Origin of the sequence: Kribbella yunnanensis (assembly GCF_039529655.1) — a bacterium.
In the GTDB taxonomy this organism is placed as follows: domain Bacteria; phylum Actinomycetota; class Actinomycetes; order Propionibacteriales; family Kribbellaceae; genus Kribbella; species Kribbella yunnanensis.
Genome location: NZ_BAAANF010000017.1, coordinates 722,776 through 745,918, shown reverse-complemented (window position 1 = coordinate 745,918; position 23,143 = coordinate 722,776). Strand labels below are relative to the sequence as shown.

The window sequence follows — 23,143 nt, the reverse complement described above, 5'->3', positions numbered from 1 at the left end:
ACCCACCGCGTCGGTGACGGCGTACAGCATCACCTGCAGGATCGCGGGTCGGCAGCCTAACGAGTCGCGCGTCAACTGTTGGCCCCGCGATCAAAAACAGTCCTCCCGCAGCCTCACCGCCGCCGGGGTCGACGACCCGGTAGACCCGAACAGTCCAACCTAGGCTCGATTCATCGACCGATGACTTCAAGGCCCCTGACGCGCGGACCTTCCAGCCGAGGGAAGCTGGAACGTCTTCATCTTCGGATGGCATCGAGAACTGCGGCGGCAGTGAAGCTGCCGCCCCATTCCTCGCGCCCGTCTGCGATGATCCGCTAAAGATAAAGGTCCAACCAAGCCCAGTCTCCGGGGCTAGCTCGCAACTCACGCAGGGCATCTTGCAGGCTCTCCTCAAGCGAGTGCCGGCCTTTCACTCGGATGCCGCCATCCGGAGCCGCCGGGCCTGACACGAGAACTTGCCAGGGCCCTTCACCGTCGAGAGGCCTACGTTCAGCCTGGATTGTCACTGTAGCCCCACTGGATCCGAGGTCCACGAAGAGTCCTTCGAATTCACTCGCAGTCAGATTCAAGACGATGATCCTCTCGCTAATGGTGGAAGGTTGGGGCCGACGTCGACCCAGCCGAACCCGACCTGGGCCTAACGATAGAGATCCAGCCATTCCCATTCGGGATAGCGAATTCGGAGTCTCTCGAGCACGGCGACAAGACATTCCTCAAGCGTCCAGGTATCCCAGCGGATCACACCCGAACCTCCGACAGGCGGTCCAGACAGGACAGCCGTCCAGGGCTTGCCTCCCGCATGCAGTCGCTCGTGATCAATCTTGAGCATGATGGTGACGCCAGCCTTGCTTACATCATCCATCAGTTCCCCGAGGTCGAGCCCTCCAAGATCCATCAGTACCCCCGGAGCAACTTAGCGATATCATCGATGTCCATCGACGTTCCTCCCGGCTTACTCACTCGCGAGATCACAGCCCAAAGTTCATCCGAGGTTGGTCCGGAAACGATGCCGTTTCGACTCATCAACTCAGTTACCACCCAGTGTGCCGTTCGCTTGTTTCCGTTATCGTACATGTGGTCACCAGCAATGTTGCGAATCAAGGATGCCGCTTTCCGATGGAACCCTTCATACCTGCCCGCGTTAATGAGTGCATTCTGCGGGGTTCCGCCGCTCTGGCTGTGAGATCCACCGAAAGCCCTGTTCGCTGCTTCGATTTCATCCGCTGAAACCGGATTCTTGAACCCACAAACACTGCTGTTATGGACAAGGACTGGCGCGGCACCCGCGAGTACATAGTACGTGTGGTGACCGTGCACGGTGAGGTTGTGGACAGTTGCGCGCTCGGTCCGCGCACGCGCACTGATGACAGTGCTCGTGTTACTGGGCACGGCTTTGCTGGGTCCGCTTGTGAGCTGGTCACCTGCTTTCAGGTCACCGGCTTCGACCCAAGCTCGGCTGGCACTGAGGTAAAACGGGTGGCCGGCCGTCGTGACGAGGCGCGAGGTTTCCGGTAGTTCGACGGCCGCCTTGGTTTCGACGGTCAGATCGATGAGATCCTTGTCGCCCGTGCCAGTGATCAGCGCAGTGACAGGCTGCGGGGAGCTCTGGCCAGTTTCCGGGTCGGTGGAAAGAACCTGATCGCCGAGGTGGATCTTGTCGATGCGTTTGGTGGACCCGTCAGCCATCAGGACGCGAGTGTCAGGTGCGAACGAATTGACCTTGCAAGACTTTGCTAGCTTGTCGAGGAGCTTCAGTGCCCTCCCGCCGAGCTTGGCGCCGGTGGCTGCATCACCGATACCGGGGATTGCTGCAGCGCCGCTGAGGCCGGCGTTTACCTTGTCGCCCTCGGTGCCGTACAGAGTTGCGTTCATGCCGTCGTAGTACGAGCCCACGATCGGGAGCATGCCTAGGACATCCATGCCGAGGTGGACCAGTTCAGGGTGCGCGTTGTAGAAGTCGAGCATCCCCTGGTCCATGCCATTGAAATGTGAGCCGGGGAGGCCGTAGTCGAAGGCATCCTCGAGCCAGCTCTGTTTCGGCGGCTTGGCTGCCTGACCGACGACTGAGCCAACTTGCTTCAGCGTCGTCGTGTAAACCTGGCTCGCGTAGTCGGAGGTCTCATCGGTCAGGTTGCCCTGAGGACCAACGACAGTGCCAGGCTTCTGGGGATCGTACTGGCACAGTGCAGCGTTCCCGTTGGCGCAGACAGGGTTGCCAGGCGGGGGCTTCGGCTTGGTCTTCCCCTCAACTTCGAGGCGGTCCCGTTCCTGAACCACAGCCTTTTGAAGGCGGCACTGTGCGTCGCAAACCGGCGGCGGCTTGTGACCGCAATTCGGCTTACAAGTGTTCCGAGGCTTCGGCTCGTCTCCGCCGCAGTGTTTCTTGCAACCGGTATCCGTCGGAGGAATCGGCTCCCCCCAGCAGTCCAAACAGATGTGCTCGATCACCGGTGGCGGATTGCCTTTGCCACCACCGCCGAGGTTCGGGTTGCACCGCAAGACGAGCGCGTCATCCTCACCATTGGGATCAAGAACGAGCTTGCAGTTCTTGCCTCCGCTTTCAGGGTCGACTGCGCGGTGGCCGTCCGGGTCGTTCAGGGTGACGGGATTACCTGATCCGTAGCCGTACAGGTTGCGGACTGAGGATGCGGCACCAGCCGGGTGCGAAATGGTGTCTCGGGCGTTGAAGGTTCCGGTGCCTGGGTCGTACCAGCGGGCTCCTTGGTTTACGTCGCCGGAGCGGGGGTCGGTCCAGTCGCCTTGGTAGCCGATTCGGTACTTCAAGCCGGTGGCGTTAGTGGAGTTGCCGAAGGGGTCGAAGGTTCGGGTGTCGGGGAGGCCTGCGGAGAGGGTTGTGTCGGTGGGGTCGAAGCCGGCTATGGCGTCGCCGTGGCGGTCGGAGAGGACCAGGCGTTTGGTGGTTTCGTAGCCGATCGACAAGAGGCCGTCGGAGGCTGAGCGGCCGAAGGACTGGGTGCCGTCGGTTACTACCTCGTCGGAGAAGCCGGCGTAGCGCATGCGGGCGGTGCCGGCTTGGACTGGTCGGTCCAGGGCGTCGTAGGTGAAGTCGCGGTCGGCCGTGCGGATCATGCGGTCGAAGGCGTCGAAGGTGAAGGCTTCGGTGGTGGTGGTTCCACCCTCGGTGGTCACCTTGGACAACAACGCACCTCGTGGCGAATACGTGTACGTCGAGGTGCCGTCGTTCAGGAGGCGGTTGCGTTCGTCGTAGGTGGCGAGTTTGGTGCCTACCTTGGTGCGGTTGCTGGCGTTGTCCCAGCCGTATGCCGTGCTCGTGGTGCCCTTGGTCCAGGTGGTTAGGCGGCCTAGCTGGTCGTAGGTGTAGGTGTTGTCGCCTGCGCCGGCTACGCCGGTGGTCTTCTTCGTGGTGACGTTGTTGTCGGGGTCGTAGCCGTAGGTGATGGATGCGACCGATGTCGTACTGGCCTTCAGTACGTCGGAGTTCATCCGGCCGTAGGGGTCGTAGCCGATGGTGCGGATCCGCGCGGAGCCGTAGTCGATCGTGGACAGTTGACCAGCGGCGTTGTAGCCGAGGGTCTGCAGTGTCCGGGTGACTGGGTCAGTGGCGGTGGCTGGGCGACCATTCGTGTAGGTGAAGTCGGCGGTACCGGCGGCGTCGATGCGCTGGGTGAGCTGACCGTCGGGGTTGTAGCCGTGCGTTGAGGTGCCTGACGGGCCGTCGGCTCGGAGGAGCATGCCGCGGTCGTTGTAGTTATAGGTGTTGACGCCGTCGAGCGAACTCGTGGTCGCCACGCGGCCGACAAGGTCGTAGGTCAGGTCGCGGGTCGCAGTTGAAGCCTCGGCCCCGGTGCCTTCCTCCTTGGACAAGCGACCGGCTGCATCGAAGGTCCGGTTGCGTACGACACCTCCGGGCGACAGCAGCGAGACCGCGTTACCGGCGACGTCGTACGACGCAGTCCAGGTGCGGTCCGCGGCCGCCGGATGAGTTGTCGTCGAGGGCTCGATGACCTTCTCGGGCAGTCCGAGGGTGTTCAGGGTGTAGACGGTCGAGTTGCCCCGGCCGTCGGTGTAGCGGGTCCGGTTGCCGGCCGCGTCGTACCCATAGGAGATGTTGATCGAATCGGTCGCGTTGACCGGGTCGACCTGAGCGGTCAGGCGTCCAAGAGCGTCATAGGTGTACGTCGTTGCGCGGTTCCCCGAAGCCGGTGTCGACGACTTCAGGTTCCCGTCGGCGTCATAGGCCAGGATCGTCGTACCAAGCGCTGCATTCGAAGAGTTCAACGTCTTCGAAGAGACCAGCTGGCCCGCCTTGTCGTACGCAGCGACGCTACTGCGTCCAAGCGCGTCCGAGGTCCGGACTTGGCGACCTGCGTAGTCGTAACCGAAGCGGGTCACGACATTGTTCGGATCAGTGGTCTGAGTGAGCTGGCCGAGAGTGTCATAGGTGCTGACCGCAGTGGCACCAGCAGGAGTCTGCGCCTTGACGACGTTGTCCATGTCGTCGTAGGTCAGACGCGTCACGAAGTTCGCCGCGGTCGGCTTCCGCTCGACGGCGGTCGAGGTGACGACACGGTCCAGGTCGTCGTAGGTCAATCGAGTCACCGCGCCGAGCGCATCGGTCGTCGATTCGACTTCACCGTTGGGCGTGTACGTCGACTTGCTGATCACGCGCTCGTCGTTCGTCTTGCCCGGAGCGTCGACCTGGATCCGCTGGTTCAGCTGGTCGTAGGTGAACCGGGTCGCGTTGCCGCGCTCGTCGATCTGCTCCAGCAGGTTGCCGACCGCGTCGTAGCGGAACGAAGTCTTCGGAGTCAGCGCCGATCCACCCGGAGGCGTGTAGGCCGGCGCTGCCACCTCGACCTGCCGGCCGAGCTTGTCGAACGAGGACTTCACGACATTGCCGAGGGCATCCTTCGACGAAGTGGCCTGCCCGAAGGCGCCGTACCCAACTGTCGCCGTCGGCTGAACGTCAGCCGGTGCGCCACCGTTGGCCTCTGCTTTGACCTTCGGCGCGACCGTCTTCACCAAGCGCCCGAGCTCGTCGAAGCTCGAGACAGTCGTGAAGTCAGCCTTGACTGCGCCAGAGACATTGCCGCGAGGAGACGTCGTGGATGTCGCGAGCCCACGCTGGTCATAGGTCCAAGACGTCAGCAGATTCCCGCTGGCGTTCTCCACGGTCTGCGACACCCGCCGTCCGGCCGCATCGAAGACGAACGAGGTCGCCTCAGTTACCGCGGTAGGTCCGGCGATATCCGCGTTCGACCACTCGCCGGTCGTCTCCTGACGAGTCACATTGCCCGCGAGGTCGTGGGTGGAGGTCGTCTTTCGCTTCAGCCCGGCCGGGTCGGTAATCTCGGTCTCTACTCGCCCGACCTTGTCAATCGTGTAGGTCGTGGTCGACTTGCCGTTGTCGGTGATGGACTTGATCCGGTTTCCGGCGGCGTCGTAGGTGTTGTCCTCGAGTACGACGTCCCGCGTCGACCCGTTCCGGGTCGTGGAACCCGAGCAGCTTCCGCTTCTGTAGCGAGTCGTCCGCGTTGTAGGAGTACGCAACCACGCGCCCCATTGCGTCGACCTCGGCGACCTTCCGGCCGGCGGTGTCGTACTGCGTCTTGGAACGGACCTTGTAGTCGACGCCCTCCCGCGGCTCGTCGGTCGGCGGGTTGTTCGGGTCGACCGGCTGGTTCATGTCCCAGACCTCGGTCGGCATGTTCAGATCAGTGAACTTGTACTCGAACCGGTTGCCGTTGGCATCTTCCGACCACGTCCGGTTGCCCGCTGCGTCGTACCCCTGCTGAGACTCGTTGCCATTGGCGTCGATCGCCCGCGAGATCCGGTTCCGGTCGTCGTACTCCATGGTGGAGACCCGCGGCTCGTCCGCCGTCTTCAGGTCACGGGCGGTCGTCTTCAGCACGTTGCCGTCGTCGTCGTACTCCAGCTCGGCCTTCTGCTGGTGCTGCTCCCCTGTCACCGCATCCGTGGTCACCGGACCGGTCACCGAGGTGATCCGCGACATCTTGTCGTACGTGTACGTCGAGGTGACGCCGGCCGGATACGTGTCCGACACCTGCGTCTCGGTCTTCTTCCGCCCGATCTCGTCATAGGTGTAGTTCGTGACGAGACCCGACGGTGCCGTCAGCTTGGCCAATTGGCCGTTGCTGTCGTAGGCGTACTGGGTGTCGGAGTTCACGGTGCTGTTCACCTTGACGCGCACCAGCTTCAGCAGCCCCGGCGGCATCGTCTTGCCGTCAGGTCCGACCTCCGTCCCGCTGGTGTAGGTGTACTCCGTCTGGCCACCGTCCGGCCTCTTCTCGAGCGCCACATCACCGTTGACCGTGAGGATCTGTTCGCGCACGTAGGTGGTGTCGGTCGCGCTCGCCGAGCGTCCGTCGCGGAACTGGTACAGCTTGTCCCAGCGTGGATCGAGTGGCGGCCATGACGCGAGCGAGTGATAGGCGCTGTACTCCGTTCGGCAGTCCGTCCCAGCGAGGCCGCGGCAGGTCTTCGTCGACGCGACGTTGCCGCGCGCGTCGTACGTCATCGAGACCTCGCCACCGGACTCGCTGGTGACCTTCGTCAACTGACCCGTCTTGTCATGGGTGTAGCTGCGAATTCCGTAGCCCTTGCCGTCTCCCCAGCTGGGTGTGCTCTCGGCATCCCACGGTTGACGCGTGGTCTCGCCCAGCGGCCGTCCGGTCCGCAGCAACCAGCCACCCAGGGCGTCGTACTCATACATGTACGACGTCCGGCCGGGCCCGGTGACCTCGACAAGCCGGCGCATGTCCTTGTCGTTGGCGATGACCTCGGGGTCATCGATCGTCCAGTCGCCACCGTTCTGGTCGATGTACTTCTTCACCCGATCCTTCGCCGGGTTGTACTCGACCTCCGCGGTGGTGCGCCCACCGGCCGACGTGATCGACGTCAGCTGGTCCGCGGCGTTGCGACCCTGCTGGTAGTGAGTCTGGATCTCCTTGAACGTCAACGGGTGCGAGTAGATCGCGACCTCGTCGATCTGACCGTTGAACTTCGTCGCCGCCTGAGTGCCGTAGCCCGGCCAGGAACCCGGCGCCGCAGCCACCGCCGCACCGACCTGGTTCACCGGCATCCGGGAGTGGTCGACGATGCTCTGCGTCAGCGTCTGCTGAGCCACGCCATCCAGGTACAGGTTCTGCTTGCTCCCCATCGCACTCAGTACGACGTGGTGCCACTGGTTGTCGTTGACCGTGACGGTCGAGGTCATCGGTACGGCCGATCCGTGCCAGAACTGACCACGTAGCTTGCCGTCGCTTCCGACGTACAGGACCGGCATGCCACCGGTCGTCGACGTACCGAGCTTGCCGACCTGGTATCCGAGGAGCGGTTGTCCCGTCGTACCACCCGGGGTCTTGAACCACATCTCGATGGTCTCGTCACGGCTGCGAGTGGCAAGCCCGTTCGGCAGCCCAACGCTCGCCGTACCGTTGAACTTCACGGACTTGTCCGCGTCGCCAACCCCTGCCAGCGGGCTGTCCTGGCTGAACTGCACGCCCGCATAGGTACCGAAGTCGCCGGTGCCGGTGACATCGATCTCGTTCGTCGCGTCGTTGTCGCCGGCACCATCATCGGCAAGCCGGAAGTAGCCATCCGGCTTGGTGTCCAGGACAGCGCTCCGGTAATGCGACCCCTGCTGCGATCCGTACGTCGTGCACTTCTGCTCGGCATTGCACGACTTCGTCAGCACGTCGCCGGTGTACTCGTAAGTCCAGGTCAGCGGCGTACCACCCACCGGCTGCGTGCTCACCGATGCGACGTGCTTGTTGTCGCTGGTCCAGGTGAAGGTCAGCTTCCGCCCGGCGCCGTCCTGGCTAGCCGCCGTCTCCAGCGTGCCGTTGGCGCGATAGCTCAGCGTCAGCGGCTTGCCGAGCGTCTTGTAGATCTTGCTCAGGCGGCCGGTCCCGGCAGCGAACTCGTACTTCATCCCAGCCGCGATCTGCAACGTCCAGGGACCGGTCGCCGACGTCGCAGTCAGGACGGTTTTCGTGCCACGTGGTGCAGCGAAGGTGCCGTCGGCGTTCTTGCCGAATCGGACCTGCCGACCGTCGGGATAGGTGACGAGCACGTTGTCGTTGTCTTCGGTCACCAGCCGCATGTCGTAGCGGCTCGACCAACCTGCACCGAATGCTCCATCACGCCGCGGGTCCAGGCTGTTGTAGGTCCGGGCCACGTTCAGCTCCGGACCGGCCACCGGTACGACGATGTCCAGCGCGGACGCGGTGTAGTTGCCGACCGCCGGGTCGTACGGCTTGTCCTGCGACTTCCCGTCGTTGTTGGCGATGTGCGACGTGATCGACGGCTGCGGGACATCGGTGAACAACGTGACTGCCGGTCCGGTCGTGACGGCACCGTCGTTGTCCTGCACCGAGACCTTCCACTGGTACTCACGGTTCCAGCCGAGCTTGCCCGCCGGGACGGCCCAGCCCTTCATCGTGCTGTACGCGCCACTGTCGAAGCAGCCGACCTGGGTGTTGGTGCCGACGACCTCACACACCGAGAACTTGTACTTCAGCGTCGACTCCGGCTGATCCGGATCGATACCGCCCGCCCACAGCGGCGGCGTCAGCGTGTACGCCTGCGCCCCGTTCAGCGGCCAGACCTTCCCGACGTCGACCACCGGCGGGACGTTCTGCACCGTGATGAGTCGCGCGGCCGGACGAACACCCCAGTCGGTGTACCAGCGCCGTACGGTCGTGTCTCGATGCACCATCGAGAACTCGATCTGATAGTCGACACCAGCCGGAGTGCCGGCGAGCCGGCCGACATTGACATCGAGATTGATCTTGCCGCCGTGCGGAACGCTCGTCGTGACCGGAGTCTGCAACTGGTTCACGCTCACGGCCTGACCGTTCTTGAAGACCCGGTAGCTCATGTAGTCGTCGCTCGGGATCCACGTGCGACCACCAAGGTTGGTGATCGTCATCGGGAACTTGCCGTCCTTGTCCTGCGTGACGTAGTCGGCCGGCTTCTGCGCCCGGAAGGCGTACGCCGCGTGGTACGGCGAGTGCGTGATCGCAAGCTTCGGCGGGTTGGCACCTCCGGTACCGACCAGCGTCTTCCAGGAATACTTGTCCGCCCGCTGCCGGGCGAACAGCGCGAACCCGTAGTTCGAGATCCGGTCGTCGACGATCCCCTGCAGCCAGGAAAGTCCTGCAGCATTGAACGGGAGCGCGTCATACCGCGGGGCACAGGCCGTCGTCGCGTTACTTCCCACGTAGCCGCGGGAGAATCCCTTGGCGGCGAGAATCGAGCGGCCCGTCGCCGGTCCCGGGTACTTGATCTGCTCCAGCGGCGTCTCCCGCCAGTTCTGCGTGACGCCGTAGACATCGAGGTCGCGTGCCGCGCAGGTGTCAGCCTTGTAGTTGTACACCTCGAGTTGCGCGGCAACGATCGTGTCGTACATGAACGGCGCTCGCTCGAGGATCGGGAAGTCCAGCAACGTGGTGTACGCGTTCCATCCCGAGGTGGACGAGCAGTTCGCTCCACCCGCAGGCGGACGGCACCCGATCTGCAAGTCGCTCGCGCCGCTGATCGAGCCATTCAGTCCCGCACTCACAGCTCGCCCCGCCGTCGCGCGGTCGGTGGGGATCACCGTCGGGTCGATCCGCACCGGATATACCCGGGCCGGGTCGTCCAACCACGCGTCGTCCGCTGTCACCTTCAGCGTCTGCCGGCCGTTGACCGTGAGCAGCTCATACGTCACGGCGTTCGAGGTAGCGCGCACCTGGGTCGTGTTGGAATCCTCCATCGTGCCCGCAGGGATGCGGGCACGCTCGATCCCGTCGATGTCCTTCAACACGATCTCGCGGTCTTGGAGCGCAGCGGTCAGGTTGCTGAGGCTCAGCGGGAACGTGTACGACCGCGCGGCAGCCGGCGAATTCAGGATCACCGTCTCTTTGATCCCGCGGGGTTGCGACACCAGCTCCAGGTCTGCGTTCGGCAGGAATCCGGGATAAATCACCGTGCTGCCCGACATCTGCCCTGCAACGGCGGACGCGCCAGAGACGCCCCAGCCGATGCTGCGCCCGTCGCCCAGGTCGATCCGCGCTACCGGGTCGGCGTCGGCCTGCGGCGCCATCCACGAATACACCTCGGTGGAGATCGTCTCCCAGCCGCCCGGGTCCGCCGGCTGCAGGTTCGCATTGATCTGCGCCCAGGATCCGTCCGCCTTCTGGAAGTTCAGCGGTGCCACGGACGTCACGGTCGTCTCGGTGCTGTCGGCGTTCGTGAAGGTCTGCGTGAACCGATCACGCTTGCCGGGGACCTCGCGGCTGGTCTTCGCGTCGAATCCCTTGACCGGTGCCTGCTCCGACGGCAGCGCCTTGGCGGGCTTCGGGGCCGGCTGCTCGCTTGCGGCGTCCTCCGGCTTCGTCTCACCCACCGGGAATCTTGACCGCAGCGACGGCGGCTTCACCTTGTTCCCGCCCGGCACCGCGGCCGGCAGCTTCCCCGACCCCAACTGCTGCTTCGGAGCCGACGCCTCGCCCTTGCCCGACATGGCAGCCGGCGGAACGGGCGGCACAGCCGCCGCCGCAACCGTCACCGGCGCGGCCGGACCGATTCCGGCCAGCGGCACCGCGAGTGCGATACCGATTGCCAGCGCCTGCGCAACCCGGAGACGCCGCTTGCGGGCACGGAAGGACAACCTGGACATAGGCATGGGCGGATCCCCCTGGGCGTGGATGACCAATACAGACTCTGGAGTCCCCCGACTCCGCCAGCGCCGCGGGGACCCTAACATCCGGTGATCCCCGAAATCCACAAAGTTGCACGAAGCTGCAACGGGCAGCGTCGGGCACTCCAGGGAGCTCACCGAACGTCTATGTTGCGTAAGGCAACTGTTACGGGGTGCTATCGACTCCCTGTGCCTGAAGGGGCATTGAGACATTCCTGTACTGGCAATCGCGCCAGAACTCGCAACATCGGCTGTGGTTCTCCGGTACCGTCGAACGGCAGGACGACCAGAGGGCCGGTGAAGGGGTGGCAGTTCGTGGGCGGGTGACGCTGCTGGGTGCGGCAGTGGCCGCGGCGGCTGCGGTGGTCCTTGGCGGTGTGCTGCGCGGGACTTATCCGTTCGGGTCGCACGGGCGCAACATTCTCGACCTGCGTCAGCAGTTCATCCCGATGCACGCCTACTTGCGTGACCTGATCACCGGGGGCGTGCCGGGCGACTTCTTCTTCAACTGGTCCAGTGGGTACGGCGTTCCGTATATCGGCGACTTCATGGCGTACAACGGGGCCGCGTTGTCCTGGATCGTGCTGCTGTTTCCGCGGGACAAGATCGACCTCGCGCTGTACGTGATCATGCTCGCGGCGATCGCAGCCGCGGCCGCCGCGATGACGGCGTACCTGCGGAAGCTGCGCCCCGACGCGCCGGGCTGGCTCGCAGCGCTCGCGGGTGTCTCGTACGCGACCTGTGGCTGGGCGCTGGACGACGGCGGCTACATGACCGGCTGGCTGTACGGGCTGATCGCGTTTCCGCTGATCTGTCTGCTCTGCGAGTGGGTCAGGCAGAAGCGAACCGCCGTACCGATGCTGGTGGCGCCGTTCGTGATCGCGCTGTTCTGGTACTCGCACTTCTACACCGTCTACATGGCCACGCTCGGTGCGGGACTCGTCCTGATCGCGCGGGTGCTGTCCGACCCCGATGGCGGCTCGTGGTGGAACCGGTTCACCGGTGCCGTGCGCTGCCTGGTGGTGGTCGTGATCGGCATCGCACTGTCCGCTCCACTGCTGGTGCCGACGTTCAAATCGGTGGGGTATGCCCGACCGAGTCCCGACGAGACCTTCCACCCGATCGGTTGGCTGTCGTTTCTGGGCCGGCTGCTGCCGGCGTCCGAGGGCGTCGGGCAGACGCCAGGCCTCGCGATCGGAACCGTTCTGCTGCTCGCCGCGTTGAGCTTCCCCTTCAACCAACGGATCGTACGGCGGGAGCGAATCGTCTGGTCGGTTGCCGTGCTGCTGACGCTGGGCAGCATGCAGCTCCGGATCACCCACGAGATCTGGCACGGCTTCGACGCGCCGAACGGCAACCCGTTCCGGCAAGCGTTCATCGTCGCCGGGATGTGTGTGATCACCGGGTGGCTGTCGCTGGCCGCGGGAGTGCGGAACGTGCTGGCAGTCGCCGTACCGGTGGTCCTCGTCAGCGCTCTGTACGGCGCCGCGTTCGGCGCGTCGTCGACGACTGCGGTCACGCACGTGGTGGTCCCGGTGATGGTGGTCGTGACCGCGCTGGTCTGGGCTGCCTGGTGCCGGCGGCCGTCAGACCTGGTCAGCCGGGTGGCCGCGGCAGTCCTCGTGGTGGCAGTGCTGGCCGAGGTGGCTGCCTCCACGTATGCGGTCGACCAGGCGCGGGGGGAGCGGTACACCGCCGCCCAGCCCTGGGGGCCGAAACAGGCGCAGGCCCGCGCGCTGGTCCTGTCGGCGCAGGACTGGCCCCGGCAGCGGGTGTCTCCAGGTGCGTTCAGCACCGTGAACGATCCGATGCTGATCGGTGGCCAGGGGCCGGAGTACTACAGCTCGACGATCCCGGACGAACTGTCGGACGAGCTGATCAACCTCGGCTTCGGCGTCTCGGCGTTCGGACGAGCTGTCGTCGATCCGGTCAACCCGGTGATCGACGCGACCTTCTCGGTCGGCGCACGCGTTCGGGCCGACGACCAGGGTGAGCTGCACCTGACGCGAAGCCCGGCGTCGCCGTTCGTCACGGTCCGGCCGGGCAAGACCTGGATATCGGCCAGTCCCGGAGCCTTCGGATTGCAGGAGACTGCGCTCGGCGCAGACGTCTACGCGATCCCGAAGCTGACTGTCACGCCTGCCGTCGGTTCCCGGCTGGCGATCAGCGACCGGCGCCCCGGCCTGCTCACGATCGCGTTGCCTGCGGGAGCGCCGGCTCCGGCAGAGTTCCGGCTCGCCGGGCGCTGCACGCCCGGGTCCCAGCTTTATCTGTCCGGGCCCCGGTTCGCCGGGGAAGCCTTGGTGAATGGGCAATGGACATCGCTCCTGCCGCCACAGGGTAAGCGCCTGGGGACGTATATCGGTGCGCTGATGTCGGCCGGCCCGGCCGAGGCGAACGGTGCCTTCGACCTACGGCTCCGAACGTCGGTCTCGACCCAGTTGCCGGTCGGAGCCATCGGCTGTCTCGACCGCGGCAAACTCGACAAGGCTATCGCCCGGCTCGGACAGAGCCAACCGGCCGCCGTACACGTCGGTGGGCACAGCATCGACGTCAAGCTGACGCCGGGCACCACGGGGCGGGTCGTGATGGGAGTCGTGCCGACCCCCGGCTGGCGGTGCCAGGTCGATGACCAGACGGCGCGCAAACCTACCCAGGTGGGCGGCCTGATGGCTGTCTCTGTGGGCCCACGGGACACCGAGGTCACTTGCGCCTACCGGCCAGCCGGCCTCCGGCTTGGACTGCTGATGGGAGCCGCCGCCCTGTTGGCGCTCCTGGGTATAGCAGCCCTCCTCATGCTTCGCGAGCGCCGCAGTTCCACGCCTCCGCCGCCGGTCGACTAGAAGACGGTCCGATAGGCTCCCGCCGTCCGCGAGCGGTCGCGGCGGTAGGAGAGGGCAACCGGAGATGCACGCACACGCCGCGACGGCGCCGAGTGGTCGGACGTGGGCTGTTGCTGCGCGGCTCGCGTGGCCGGCGGTTGCTCTGTACGCCGTGACACGCGTGCTGACGTTCGTCGTACTGGCCATCTGGAGCCGGAGCACTCCGGAGAGTCTCGGCAAGGTGCTCGGCGACTTCGACGGCGCGCACTATGTGTTGATCGCCGACAAGGGGTACGACGCGGTTGCCGGTGGGAAGGAGATGGCGCTCTTCCCGCTGTATCCGATGCTCGTTCGGGGGCTGGGGTGGGTGTCGCCGCTGTCGACGGCACAGAACGCGATTCTGATCAGTGCGGTGGCCTCGCTGGTTGCGGCCTGGGGGATCTTCGCCGTCGGCAACCACCTGGCGGACCGGCGTACCGGGATCTTGCTTGCAGTGCTGTGGGGTGTCGTACCGCATGCGTTAGTCCAGTCGATGGCTTACACCGAGTCGCTGTTCACTGCGCTGAGCGCGTTTGCGTTGCTGGCGTTGCTGCGGCGCAACTGGGTGACTGCGGGCGTTCTGACCGCGGTAGCGGGTCTGACGCGGCCCTCTGCGATCGCACTGGTCGGCGTGGTCGGACTGGTGGCGCTCATTGCAGTCGTACGACGGCAGGACGGCTGGCGACCGTGGGTTGGCGGATTGTTGGCGCCGCTGGGGTGGTTGGGCTACATCCTGTGGGTCGGCAACCAGACTGGGCGCATCGACGGCTGGTTCCACATCCAGAAGACCATCTGGCGCTCGTCATTCGACTTCGGGAGCTCCGCGTTCCGGGTCGCCAAGAAGACCCTCAGCACCGCGTCAGCGCTCGACTTCACGGTGGTCACGTTCGTCCTGGTCGCAGCGATCCTGTTGCTGGCCCTGAACGTGGTCGACCGTCTCCCCTGGCCTCTGATCCTCTACAGCGCGCTGATCTTGATCTCGGCGATCGGCGCCTCGAACTACTACAACGCCAAGGCCCGCCTCATCCTCCCGGCGTTCCTTCTCCTGCTCCCGGCAGCCCGCGCCTTGGCGCGAACGCAAATCTCCAAGGCAGCGCTGATCCTGACGTTCCTCGCTGCCACCTCGGTGACCTTCGCGGGCTACCTGGCCTTCATTTGGAAGCTGTCGCCCTAGGCGCGCCAGGGCATGTGTTGGAGGGCCCAGGTGTTGCCGTCTGGGTCGGCGAAGTGGGCGTAGAAGACGCCGCCTAGGTCTTCGATCTCGCTGACTTCTACGCCGCTGTCCACCAGTTGCCGGCGGGCGGCTTCGAGGTCTTTGACGACCAGGTGGAGGCCTCGTTGGGAGCCGACTGGCATGTCCACCTGGGGTAGGCCGGTGGAGAGGAGGATGGAGCAGTAGGAGCCTGGTGGGGTGAATTGCGCGATCCGTACGCCGTCGGACGGGTTGATGTCGACGTCGCAGATCCAGCCGAGTTGGTCGCCGTAGAAGGCTTTGGCGCGGTCTATGTCGGCTACGGGCATCGGGATCAGTTCGAGCAAGAATGCCCCGGGCACCACCAGGGGGTGGGCCGGGTCTACCGGGATCTCGGAGAGGTCCTTGGGTACTTCGGTTCGTTCGGTCATGACCATGCCTTTCACTTGAGCCCAGGCGGCACCGCGTGGAATCCCAAAACACGAGGGACTCTAATCCCAAAACACGAGCCTGTTGAGTCCCCACCGCCCGTTGCCCGCCCCACGCCAAACATCGCCGGACACAGCACCTCCCCAAACCGGTTCGGGGCGGATCCACCCCCCGATTCCGTCGTTGTTCCTCCCCAAAGCGGTTTGGGGAGGAATCAGGCCGCGATGTCCGGGGGTTGCCGCCTTGGCGGCGCCGCGGCGAATCTGCAGCACCCAGCAAACCTTCCGCCGGCATGTGGCGATCCGGCGGCCTGCGGGCCGCCGGACAGCGCGGTTGGTCAGGCCGACTTCTTGGTGGCTTTCTTTGCTGCCGTCTTAGCAGCACTCTTCTTGGCTGCCGTCTTTTTGGCGGCGGTCTTCTTGGCTGGAGATGCCTTTTTGGCCGGGGACTTGGCGGCGGCCTTCTTGGCGGGGGCTTCGGTGGCGCCGGCTCGGCGGGCCTTGGCGGCTTCGACCGAGGCTCGGAGGGCGGCTACCAGGTCTACTACCTCGGCGCCTTCGGTCTCTTCCTCGTCGGACTCGGGGAGGGGGACGCCGGCGGCCTTGGCTTCGACGACCTGTTCGAGGGCGTGGCGGTATTCGTCGTGGTACTGCTCCGGGTCGAACTCGCCGCGGAGGGTGTCGATGTACGACGAGGCCATCGCCTTCTCCTGGGTGCGGATCTCGACGTCCTCGGGCGGGGCGGCGAAGGAGGCGTCGCGGATCTCGTCGGGCCAGAGCATGACCTGGAGGATCAGGATGTTGTCGACGGTACGGAGCAGGCCGAGGCTCTCGCGGGAGCGCAGGGCGACCTTGACCAGGGCGTAGAGCTCCGAGCCTTCGAGGGCGTCGCGGAGCAGCACGTAGGGCTTGGCGCCGGGGCCGCCGTCGGCCTGGAGGTAGTAGGACTTGCCCAGGTAGAGCGGGTCGACCTGGTCGGCGGGGACGAACTCGAGGACGTCGATGACCTTCTTGCTGGTCAGCGGGAGGTCGGCGAAGTCGTCGGGTTCGAGCACGATCATCCGGCCGTCCGGCATCTCGTAGCCCTTGCCGATGTCGGAGTACGGCACTTCTTCGCCGTCGATCGAGCAGATCCGCTTGTACCGGATCCGGCCGCCGTCGGCGACGTGCACCTGACGGAAGGAGATGTCCTTCTCCTCGGTCGCCGAGAACACCTTGATCGGGATCGTCACCATCCCGAACGAGATGGCGCCTTTCCAGATGGCCTGCATGGTCATCAGCTCCCTAAAGTCGGCCGCGGGGTCCGTCCGCGGCCAGCAGATCGGGGATCTCCTGGGTCGCGTACCACATCAGATCTTCACCCTCGCACGAGTCGAGGGCAAAGAGGGCGTCGTCATCACCGTTCTGCGCCGCCGACCACAATTCTGCGGCTTTCCCGACTGTTGCGGCAGCGTCGGCGGAGTCCAGATGGGCTGCGGCCACAGCGCGCCACGGGATCACCACGCTCAGCTGCAGGCGGGCGTCACCCAGCTCGGCGGCACCGTCGGCCGGCGGTACGGCGCTCACTTCCGCGGAAACAACCACCCGACGGCGCGGCGTACCGGGGTCCTCGGCGAGGAGGCCGACCGAGGCTCGGGCGGCCTGCGCCATCGCGGCGTACTCGAGCTCTTCGTCGTCGCCCTCGGCGTACCACTCCCGCAGGGCCGGGGTCACGGCGTACACCGTGAGCGGCTGCGGCCCGAACTCGCCCGCGTGGCAGGCGTCGTCGAGCAGCCGCAGCGTGGATGGAATGTAGACCCTCATGTTCCCGCCTTTTTCGTCGTGCGGGGCTTCTTCCGCCCCCGGGAAGCCCGGTTGCGGCTGCCCTTGGTGGTGTCGACCAGCTCGTCCAGCGCATCGGTCACACATTGGGCGAAAACGGCCAGATCGGGCATCGCGGTGCGGTCCGCGTTCAGCCCGTAGAACACCTTGCCGTCGTACGACGTGACGCCGACGGACAGGCCTTGTCCGGGCATCAACGGCACGACCGGGTACGACGCCAGCATCGGAGCGCCCTGAGCGTAGAGCGGGAACTGGGGTCCGGGCACGTTCGTGATCACCACGTCGTCGATCGGGCGGACCGTGGCGGTCGCGACCCGCGCTGCGAGGGCGTGCAGAGTGGTCGGCGCGAACCCGGCGATGCCGACCAGCGAGCGGGCGCTGACCGCGCGACCGGTGTCCTTGTGCACCTTGGTCTGGTACGAGATCTGGTGCAGCCGCATGACCGGGGAGTTCTCCCCCACCGGGAGCGTCACCGCGGAGGCGATCACCCGGGAGCCGAGCGAGGTCGGCTCCTCGTCATCGTCGTCACGAATGCTGACCGGTACGACGGCGCGCACGCTGCGAGTCGGGCCGACGCCCTCGCCGCGCGTCATCATCCAGGCCCGTACGGCGCCTGCGACGACCGCGAGGACCACGTCGTTGACCGTGCCGCCGTGCATCGCGCGGACGGTCCTGTAGTCCTCGAGATTGGTTTCGACCGTGGTGAAGCGGCGCTGGCCGGACGTCTTCACGTGCAGCGAGCTCTCCTGGGCATGCCGCTGCGCGGCCAGTGAACCGACCACGCCGCCGAGGACCTCGCGAACCGAGGTCGACCCGGTCAAGCTGGCCATCTCGGCCCGCGCCAACTCCAGCGCTGCGGTCGGGTGCCGGGTCGCGTCCGCGAAGACGCCGGCCAGCAGTTCCAAGGCGGACGGCGGGTGCTCGGGCTGCCAGGTGTCGGTCGGCGTCTCCTTCGGCTCGGCAGTCGCGTCGAGCACGACCTGACCGATGTCGACCGTGCTGTTGCCGTCGACAAGCGCCTGGTGCGACTTGGCGATGATCGCGAACCGGTCACCCTGCAGACCCTCGACCAGATACATCTCCCACAGCGGCCGAGCCCGGTCCAGCCGCCTGGACATGATCCGGGCGACCAACTCGAGCAACTGGGCGTGCGTCCCCGGTCGCGGCAGCGCAGAGCGCCGTACGTGGAAGGTGATGTCGAACTCTTCGTCGTCCACCCAGACCGGCCCGGCGAACCGGCCGGGCACCTGCTGCACCCGCTGCCGGTACCGCGGTACGAACGCGATCCGGTCCCGGATCAGCGCGACCAGGCTCTCGTAGTCGAACTCGTCGTCACCATGCACCGGCGGCTCGAAGATGTCGACGGTGCCGACATGCATCGGGGTGGCCGGTGACTCGGCCTTGAGGAAGGTGAGATCCAGCGATGACAGGCGGTCGGGCATTGGACATCACCTTTCCCTTCCGGCGGCACAGTCTCTCTGGCGGATAGCTTTCCGTCACCCTAGCCGCCTCCACGGACAGTGGGCTGCGACACTGGCCATACGGGAACACTGAGTCTTCGGTGTTCGTCAGGCAAGAGGGTGCATCCCGCACCCTGAGAAGCGAACAGACCCTTTGAAAGGCCCCTCGACCCATGCGTTCGACGATCGCTCGCGGCACCGCCACCGCACTCCTGCCCGCTCTGGCCGTGTTCGTCCTGGCCGGCTGTGGCAGCGACTCCAGCAGTGGCGGCTCCCCCAGCACCCCGACGACCGCGCCGACGACGGCACCGACCGACGTACCGACGAACACGCCGACGCCGGGCAAGCCGAACAGCGAAACTCCCTCGAACACCACGGACCCGTCCGGTGACCAGGCCGACGTGACGCTGGCGATCACCGTTGCCAACGGCAAGGTCAACCCGAGCGGCGCGACCGTCAAGGTGAAGGCCGGTCAGTCCGTGCTGGTGACCGCGGTCAGCGACGCCGACGAGGAACTGCACATCCACGGGTACGACAAGGAGCTCGAGCTCACCCCGGGCAAGCCTGCGCAGGTGAAGTTCACCGCGGACATGAAGGGCACCTTCGAGGTCGAGACCCACAAGAGCGGCAAGCTGGTAGCGAAGCTCGTCGTCTCGTGATCCCGCTGCACGGGATCGGCGGTCGTCAGGACCTGCCGATCCCCTTCGGCTTGGCCGTGGGCGGCGCGGCGGTTGCGGTCGCAGTCTCGTTCGTCGTACTGGGGCTGGCCTGGCGGTCGCCGAAGTATCAAGGCAACAGGTCCGGGAGGCCGTTGCCTAGTGCAATCACCCGGACGGTCGACGCGGGCTGGTTCCGCTGGATCGTCCGGCTGGTCGGGCTGGCGATCTTCCTGTACGCGATGGTCGCGCTGCTGTTCGGTGTGGACCGCCTGACGAACCCGATCTTCGGTTTCATCTACATCCTGCTCTGGGTCGGCCTGGTGCCGATCTCGATCCTGCTCGGCCCGGTCTGGCGGACGCTGAACCCGCTCCGCACGCTGCATCTGCTGCTCTGCAAGTTGCTGCGGCAACCGCCGTCGAAGGGCATCCTGACGCTGTCGCCGCGACTGGGTCTGTGGCCGGCCGCGCTCGGCATCTTCGCGTTCACCTGGCTGGAGCTCGTCGCACCCGACCGAGCCACCATCCCAGTACTGCAGGCGTGGATCGCGCTCTACGTGGTGATCACCTTCTTCGGCGCGGTCCTGTTCGGCGACCGGTGGTTCGAGACCGGCGACCCGTTCGAGGTCTACGCGACGCTCATGTCCCGCCTGTCCCCGTGGGGCCGCCGTACCGACGGCTCTTTGGTGGTACGGCGGCCACTCGAGAACCTGGACGGCCTGAAGGCCCAACCGGGTCTCGTGGGCATGGTCGCCGCGCTCCTGGGTTCGACCGCGTACGACGGCTTCTCGAACTCGTCGGCGTGGGTCGGCTGGGCGCAGAACCAGGACATCTCGATGACCTGGCTCGGTACGGCGGCCCTGGTCGTGTTCATGCTCTTCGTCCTGATCACGTATTCCGCCGCCACCCTGGTCGCCGGGCGGTTGTCGGACAGCTCCCGTACGACGTTGCCCGGGCTGTTCGCGCATTCCGTCGTACCGATTGCCCTGGGCTACGTGATCGCGCACTACCTGACGCTGTTCATCCTGGAAGGGCAGCGGACCCTCATCTACCTGAGTGATCCACTGAGCAACGGCGCCAACGTGTTCGGCACCGGACTGCTCGCGGTGAACACCGGAATCACCAACCACAGCACGGCAATCTCGGTCATCCAGGTGCTGGCCGTGGTCGGCGGTCACCTGCTCGGTGTCATCTCCGCGCATGACCGTGCGGTCGCCCTCTTCCCCCGCCACAAGGCTCTGGCCGGTCAGCTCCCCCTGCTGATCGTCATGGTCGGCTACACCGCCGGCGGCCTGCTCCTGCTCTTCTCCAGCTAGTCGCTGGCGCGAGTGAGACCTCGGCTCGTGATCGCGAGCACGATGAACGCGATCAGGCCGAGGATCAGGTGCGAGTTGCCCGGGATCGACTGCCAGAAGGTCCAGGCCAGCTCGCGGTCGTCGCGGTACGGGACCCACCAGATCGAGCGCAGTACGAACAGGCCGTACCAGAGGACGCCGGCGACGACGGCGGGGTTGAGGCCCCAGACGCGGTTGACGCCGCGGATCACGCTGATGCCCAGCGGGATGATCCAGACCCAGTGGTGGCTCCACGAGATCGGTGAGGCGTAGAGGACGGCCAGCGCCATCACGGCGATCGCGGTGACGCGCTCATCGGCCAGCCAGTACTTGCGGGCCAGCCAAAGGACCGCGAGACCAACGATGACCGAGGCAACGAACCAGGTCGGCTGCACCCAGCTCGCGGTGTTGCCGAGGCGGTGCAGGAAACCGTTGATCGACTGGTTGCCGGTGAACGCGATCCCACCGACACGGTTCGCGTCGAAGACGACCTCGGTCCAGTAGCGCCACGACTGCCGCGGGGCGAAGGCGAAACCGATCGCGATCGTGGCGAGCAGGCCGAACACCGCGTTCCGCAAGGCCTTCCACTGCTTGGTCACGAGGAGCAGCGCGAGGAACGGCAGCGGGGTGAGCTTGACGCCGATCGCGACACCGAGCCAGAACCCGCGCAGGCGGGCGTCGTTCGGCCGGACCAGGTCGACCAGGATCATTGCGGTCAGCAACAGATTGATCTGGCCGAACGAGATGGTCTCCCAGACCGGCTCGAGCGCCAGCGACAGGATGGTCAACGCGATCAGCACCGCGGTGCGCTTGCGCTGGGTGACGAACGACCAGAAGGTCTTCGTCAGGCTGGTGCGCCAGAGCGCGGTGATGCACAGCACCGAGGCGGTCGTCCACAGGACCAGGGCCACGCCCCAAGGCGCGAGCGCCAGCGGGACCATCGCGATCGCCGCGAACGGCGGGTATGTGAACGGAAGCCCGACCCCCGGCAGCTTGGCGTCGTACAGGGCCGGGCCGTGCAGCAGGGCGTCCCCACCGAGCCGGTACACGCGCAGGTCGATCATGCCGCCGTACATGCTGCCGATCCACGCGCCGAGCGCGACTAGGACCGCCGCGGCGACGATCCAGAGCAAGGTCCGGCGCCGGTCGAGCGGCTGGGATGCGGGGGTGGTGGTGGAGGTCACGCTCACGTCAGGTCTGCTCCGAACAGGGACTCCAGCTCGCGCCGGGTCTCGTCGTACGAGGTGTGCAGGATGCCGGTCATACCGACGGCTCGGGCGCCGTCGACGTTCACTTGCAGGTCGTCAACAAAGACGCATGCCGCGGGTGGAAGGTTCACCCGGTCGGCCGCGAGCAGGAAGATCTCCGGTTCGGGTTTGCGCAGCCCGACCTCACCGGAGATCACGATGTCGTCGAACATCCCGTCCCAGGTGTCACGCGGGTAGGTGTTGCCCCAGGAGTTCGACAGCAGGGCGGTGCGGATGCCGAGCGCCTTGGCCCGGCGGACCAGTGCGTTCATCGCCGGCTGGTGCTCGAAATGCGCGAACATCCGCTCGATCAGGCCCTCCGCCGGCACCTGGCTGCCGTCCGGCCGGATCAGGATGGTGGCGAGTTTGCGCTCGAAATCCGGTACGGCGATCTGTCCGCGCTCGAGGGCGTGGACCGGGTTGAGCTCGGCCGTCTCGGCGGTCTCGGCCGGCAGCCACGCCATCACGGCCTCGACGTACGAATCGAAGTCGAACCCGTCCAGCTCGGCCCAGCGCCGCAACGCGGGATCCAGCCCCGAGGTCAACACGCCACCCCAGTCCACCAGCAACCCACGGGGTACCGCGTCGACCTCTGCCATGGCGGCAAGACTACTCAGGACTAGATCGCGTCACCGACGTGGTCCTGGTCGTCACTGTCAGTGGCTGTACTCCAGGTCGATGTCGCCGGAGGAGGTCTTCACGTGGATCGTGCGGGTGGCGGACGGGTCCTGCCGGAGCTCCGGGCTGTAGTCGCCTGACGAAGTGTCGGTCTCGATGAGGTAGGCCTCCGGCCCCGACGGGACCGTGATCTTCACATCACCGGAGCTGGACTTCGCGTCCACCGAGGCCGGCGCGGCGGCGAAGGCGAGCTCCGCACTGCCCGAGCTGCTCTTGGTCGTGACCGAGCTCGCGTTCAGCCCGTCGCCGTCGATGCTGCCGGAGCTGGACTCCAGCCGGACGATACCGCCGAGGTCGTGCACCTCGATGTCGCCCGAGCTGGTCTTCAGCTCGGTGTCGGCGGTCATCCCGGAGACCTTGATCGGGCCGCTGTTGTTCTTCACCGTGAGCTTGACGTCACGCGGCACAGTCAGCACATACGTCGTCTTGCAGCCGAAGGAGAGGAATCCGCAGTTGGTGTCCTTGAGCTGGAGCTTGCCGTCCTTGAAGGTGTCGGTCGGGTCGGATCCGAGGGCGTTGCGCTCGAACTGCCGATCCACCTTCAGCTCGGTGCCATCCCCCGGCCGGATCTCGACACTCGTCGAACCGCCCTCGACCACCAGCGCCTTGTCGTCCAGCTTGTAGGTGCTCTGGCCGCTCCGGGTGCCCTCGGTCAGACCGGTCAGCGCCCAGTAGATCCCACCCAGGATGAGCGCGACCGAGATCGCGATCCCGTACCTACGCTCGGCGCTCATCGTGCTCGCCGGCCGCCGCTGCCCGTCGGACATCAGACTCCTCCC

Annotated in this window: 14 protein-coding genes; 4 read left to right on the top strand and 10 right to left on the bottom strand. The window is 65.9% G+C overall.

All coding sequences use genetic code 11. The features are described 5' to 3' along the window. Window positions 1–637: 637 nt before the first annotated feature. The 3 genes from ABD231_RS26835 to ABD231_RS26825 all read right to left on the bottom strand — a co-directional run bounded on the left by ABD231_RS26835 (window position 638) and on the right by ABD231_RS26825 (window position 10,672). Window positions 638–895, bottom strand: a complete 258-nt coding sequence (locus ABD231_RS26835; RefSeq protein WP_344157724.1) for a hypothetical protein — start codon at window positions 893–895, stop codon at window positions 638–640. Beyond that, a complete protein-coding gene (locus ABD231_RS42340) occupies window positions 895–4,833 on the bottom strand; it encodes a polymorphic toxin-type HINT domain-containing protein (RefSeq protein ID WP_486336024.1) in 3,939 nt (1,312 codons plus the stop codon). Before ABD231_RS42340 ends, ABD231_RS26835 begins: the two co-directional genes overlap by 1 nt. A 523-nt stretch (window positions 4,834–5,356) precedes the next feature. Beyond that, a complete protein-coding gene (locus tag ABD231_RS26825; protein ID WP_344157721.1) occupies window positions 5,357–10,672 on the bottom strand; it encodes a LamG-like jellyroll fold domain-containing protein in 5,316 nt (1,771 codons plus the stop codon). Window positions 10,673–10,992: 320 nt separating this feature from the next. Between ABD231_RS26825 and ABD231_RS26820 the strand changes: the two genes are divergently transcribed. Both ABD231_RS26820 and ABD231_RS26815 read left to right on the top strand, forming a co-directional pair. Next, on the top strand, window positions 10,993–13,530 hold the full coding sequence (locus ABD231_RS26820; RefSeq protein WP_344157718.1) for a YfhO family protein: 2,538 nt from the start codon (window positions 10,993–10,995) through the stop codon (window positions 13,528–13,530). Between the two features lie 64 nt (window positions 13,531–13,594). Beyond that, window positions 13,595–14,722, top strand: a complete 1,128-nt coding sequence (locus tag ABD231_RS26815) for a hypothetical protein (RefSeq protein ID WP_344157715.1) — start codon at window positions 13,595–13,597, stop codon at window positions 14,720–14,722. Here ABD231_RS26815 and ABD231_RS26810 read toward each other — a convergent pair. The 4 genes from ABD231_RS26810 to ABD231_RS26795 all read right to left on the bottom strand — a co-directional run bounded on the left by ABD231_RS26810 (window position 14,719) and on the right by ABD231_RS26795 (window position 18,431). Continuing rightward, on the bottom strand, window positions 14,719–15,171 hold the full coding sequence (locus ABD231_RS26810; protein ID WP_344157712.1) for a VOC family protein: 453 nt from the start codon (window positions 15,169–15,171) through the stop codon (window positions 14,719–14,721). The genes ABD231_RS26815 and ABD231_RS26810 overlap by 4 nt on opposite strands. Window positions 15,172–15,506: 335 nt before the next feature. Next, window positions 15,507–16,445: a non-homologous end joining protein Ku gene (gene ku, locus ABD231_RS26805; protein ID WP_344157709.1), complete on the bottom strand. Its 939-nt coding sequence runs from the start codon at window positions 16,443–16,445 to the stop codon at window positions 15,507–15,509. Window positions 16,446–16,452: 7 nt separating this feature from the next. Then, window positions 16,453–16,971 (bottom strand): DUF6912 family protein, encoded by a 519-nt coding sequence (locus ABD231_RS26800; RefSeq protein WP_344157707.1) that lies wholly within the window; start codon window positions 16,969–16,971, stop codon window positions 16,453–16,455. Further along, window positions 16,968–18,431, bottom strand: coding sequence for a WS/DGAT/MGAT family O-acyltransferase (locus ABD231_RS26795; RefSeq protein ID WP_344157705.1), 1,464 nt, complete (start codon window positions 18,429–18,431; stop codon window positions 16,968–16,970). The genes ABD231_RS26800 and ABD231_RS26795 overlap by 4 nt, the downstream gene beginning before the upstream one ends. A 191-nt stretch (window positions 18,432–18,622) precedes the next feature. Here ABD231_RS26795 and ABD231_RS26790 point away from each other — a divergent pair, with 191 nt between their 5' ends. Both ABD231_RS26790 and ABD231_RS26785 read left to right on the top strand, forming a co-directional pair. After that, complete coding sequence (locus ABD231_RS26790) at window positions 18,623–19,108, top strand: cupredoxin domain-containing protein (RefSeq protein WP_344157702.1); 486 nt, start codon at window positions 18,623–18,625, stop codon at window positions 19,106–19,108. After that, the gene (locus ABD231_RS26785) at window positions 19,105–20,421 is read left to right on the top strand and encodes a hypothetical protein (RefSeq protein ID WP_344157699.1); all 1,317 of its coding nucleotides are present in this window, start codon (window positions 19,105–19,107) and stop codon (window positions 20,419–20,421) included. Before ABD231_RS26790 ends, ABD231_RS26785 begins: the two co-directional genes overlap by 4 nt. Here the strand turns inward: ABD231_RS26785 and ABD231_RS26780 are convergent. The 3 genes from ABD231_RS26780 to ABD231_RS26770 are packed head-to-tail and all read right to left on the bottom strand — an operon-like array spanning window position 20,418 to window position 23,131. Then, window positions 20,418–21,629 (bottom strand): glycosyltransferase 87 family protein, encoded by a 1,212-nt coding sequence (locus ABD231_RS26780; protein WP_344157696.1) that lies wholly within the window; start codon window positions 21,627–21,629, stop codon window positions 20,418–20,420. The two genes, ABD231_RS26785 and ABD231_RS26780, sit on opposite strands and share 4 nt — an antisense overlap. After that, a complete protein-coding gene (locus ABD231_RS26775) occupies window positions 21,626–22,285 on the bottom strand; it encodes an HAD family hydrolase (protein ID WP_344157694.1) in 660 nt (219 codons plus the stop codon). The genes ABD231_RS26780 and ABD231_RS26775 overlap by 4 nt, the downstream gene beginning before the upstream one ends. 57 nt (window positions 22,286–22,342) lie before the next feature. Further along, on the bottom strand, window positions 22,343–23,131 hold the full coding sequence (locus ABD231_RS26770; RefSeq protein ID WP_344157691.1) for a DUF4097 family beta strand repeat-containing protein: 789 nt from the start codon (window positions 23,129–23,131) through the stop codon (window positions 22,343–22,345). Window positions 23,132–23,143: the final 12 nt, after the last annotated feature.

Excerpts from the sequence above, each read along its gene's own strand:
- ABD231_RS26770 (WP_344157691.1), bottom strand. The coding sequence starts at position 23,131 with ATGTCCGACGGGCAGCGGCGGCCGGCGAGCACGATGAGCGCCGAGCGT.
- ABD231_RS26810 (WP_344157712.1), bottom strand. The coding sequence starts at position 15,171 with ATGACCGAACGAACCGAAGTACCCAAGGACCTCTCCGAGATCCCGGTA.
- ABD231_RS26775 (WP_344157694.1), bottom strand. The coding sequence starts at position 22,285 with ATGGCAGAGGTCGACGCGGTACCCCGTGGGTTGCTGGTGGACTGGGGT.
- ABD231_RS26825 (WP_344157721.1), bottom strand. The coding sequence starts at position 10,672 with ATGCCTATGTCCAGGTTGTCCTTCCGTGCCCGCAAGCGGCGTCTCCGG.
- ABD231_RS26815 (WP_344157715.1), top strand. The coding sequence starts at position 13,595 with ATGCACGCACACGCCGCGACGGCGCCGAGTGGTCGGACGTGGGCTGTT.
- ABD231_RS26795 (WP_344157705.1), bottom strand. The coding sequence starts at position 18,431 with ATGCCCGACCGCCTGTCATCGCTGGATCTCACCTTCCTCAAGGCCGAG.
- ku (WP_344157709.1), bottom strand. The coding sequence starts at position 16,445 with ATGACCATGCAGGCCATCTGGAAAGGCGCCATCTCGTTCGGGATGGTG.
- ABD231_RS26800 (WP_344157707.1), bottom strand. The coding sequence starts at position 16,971 with ATGAGGGTCTACATTCCATCCACGCTGCGGCTGCTCGACGACGCCTGC.
- ABD231_RS26790 (WP_344157702.1), top strand. The coding sequence starts at position 18,623 with ATGCGTTCGACGATCGCTCGCGGCACCGCCACCGCACTCCTGCCCGCT.
- ABD231_RS26835 (WP_344157724.1), bottom strand. The coding sequence starts at position 895 with ATGGATCTTGGAGGGCTCGACCTCGGGGAACTGATGGATGATGTAAGC.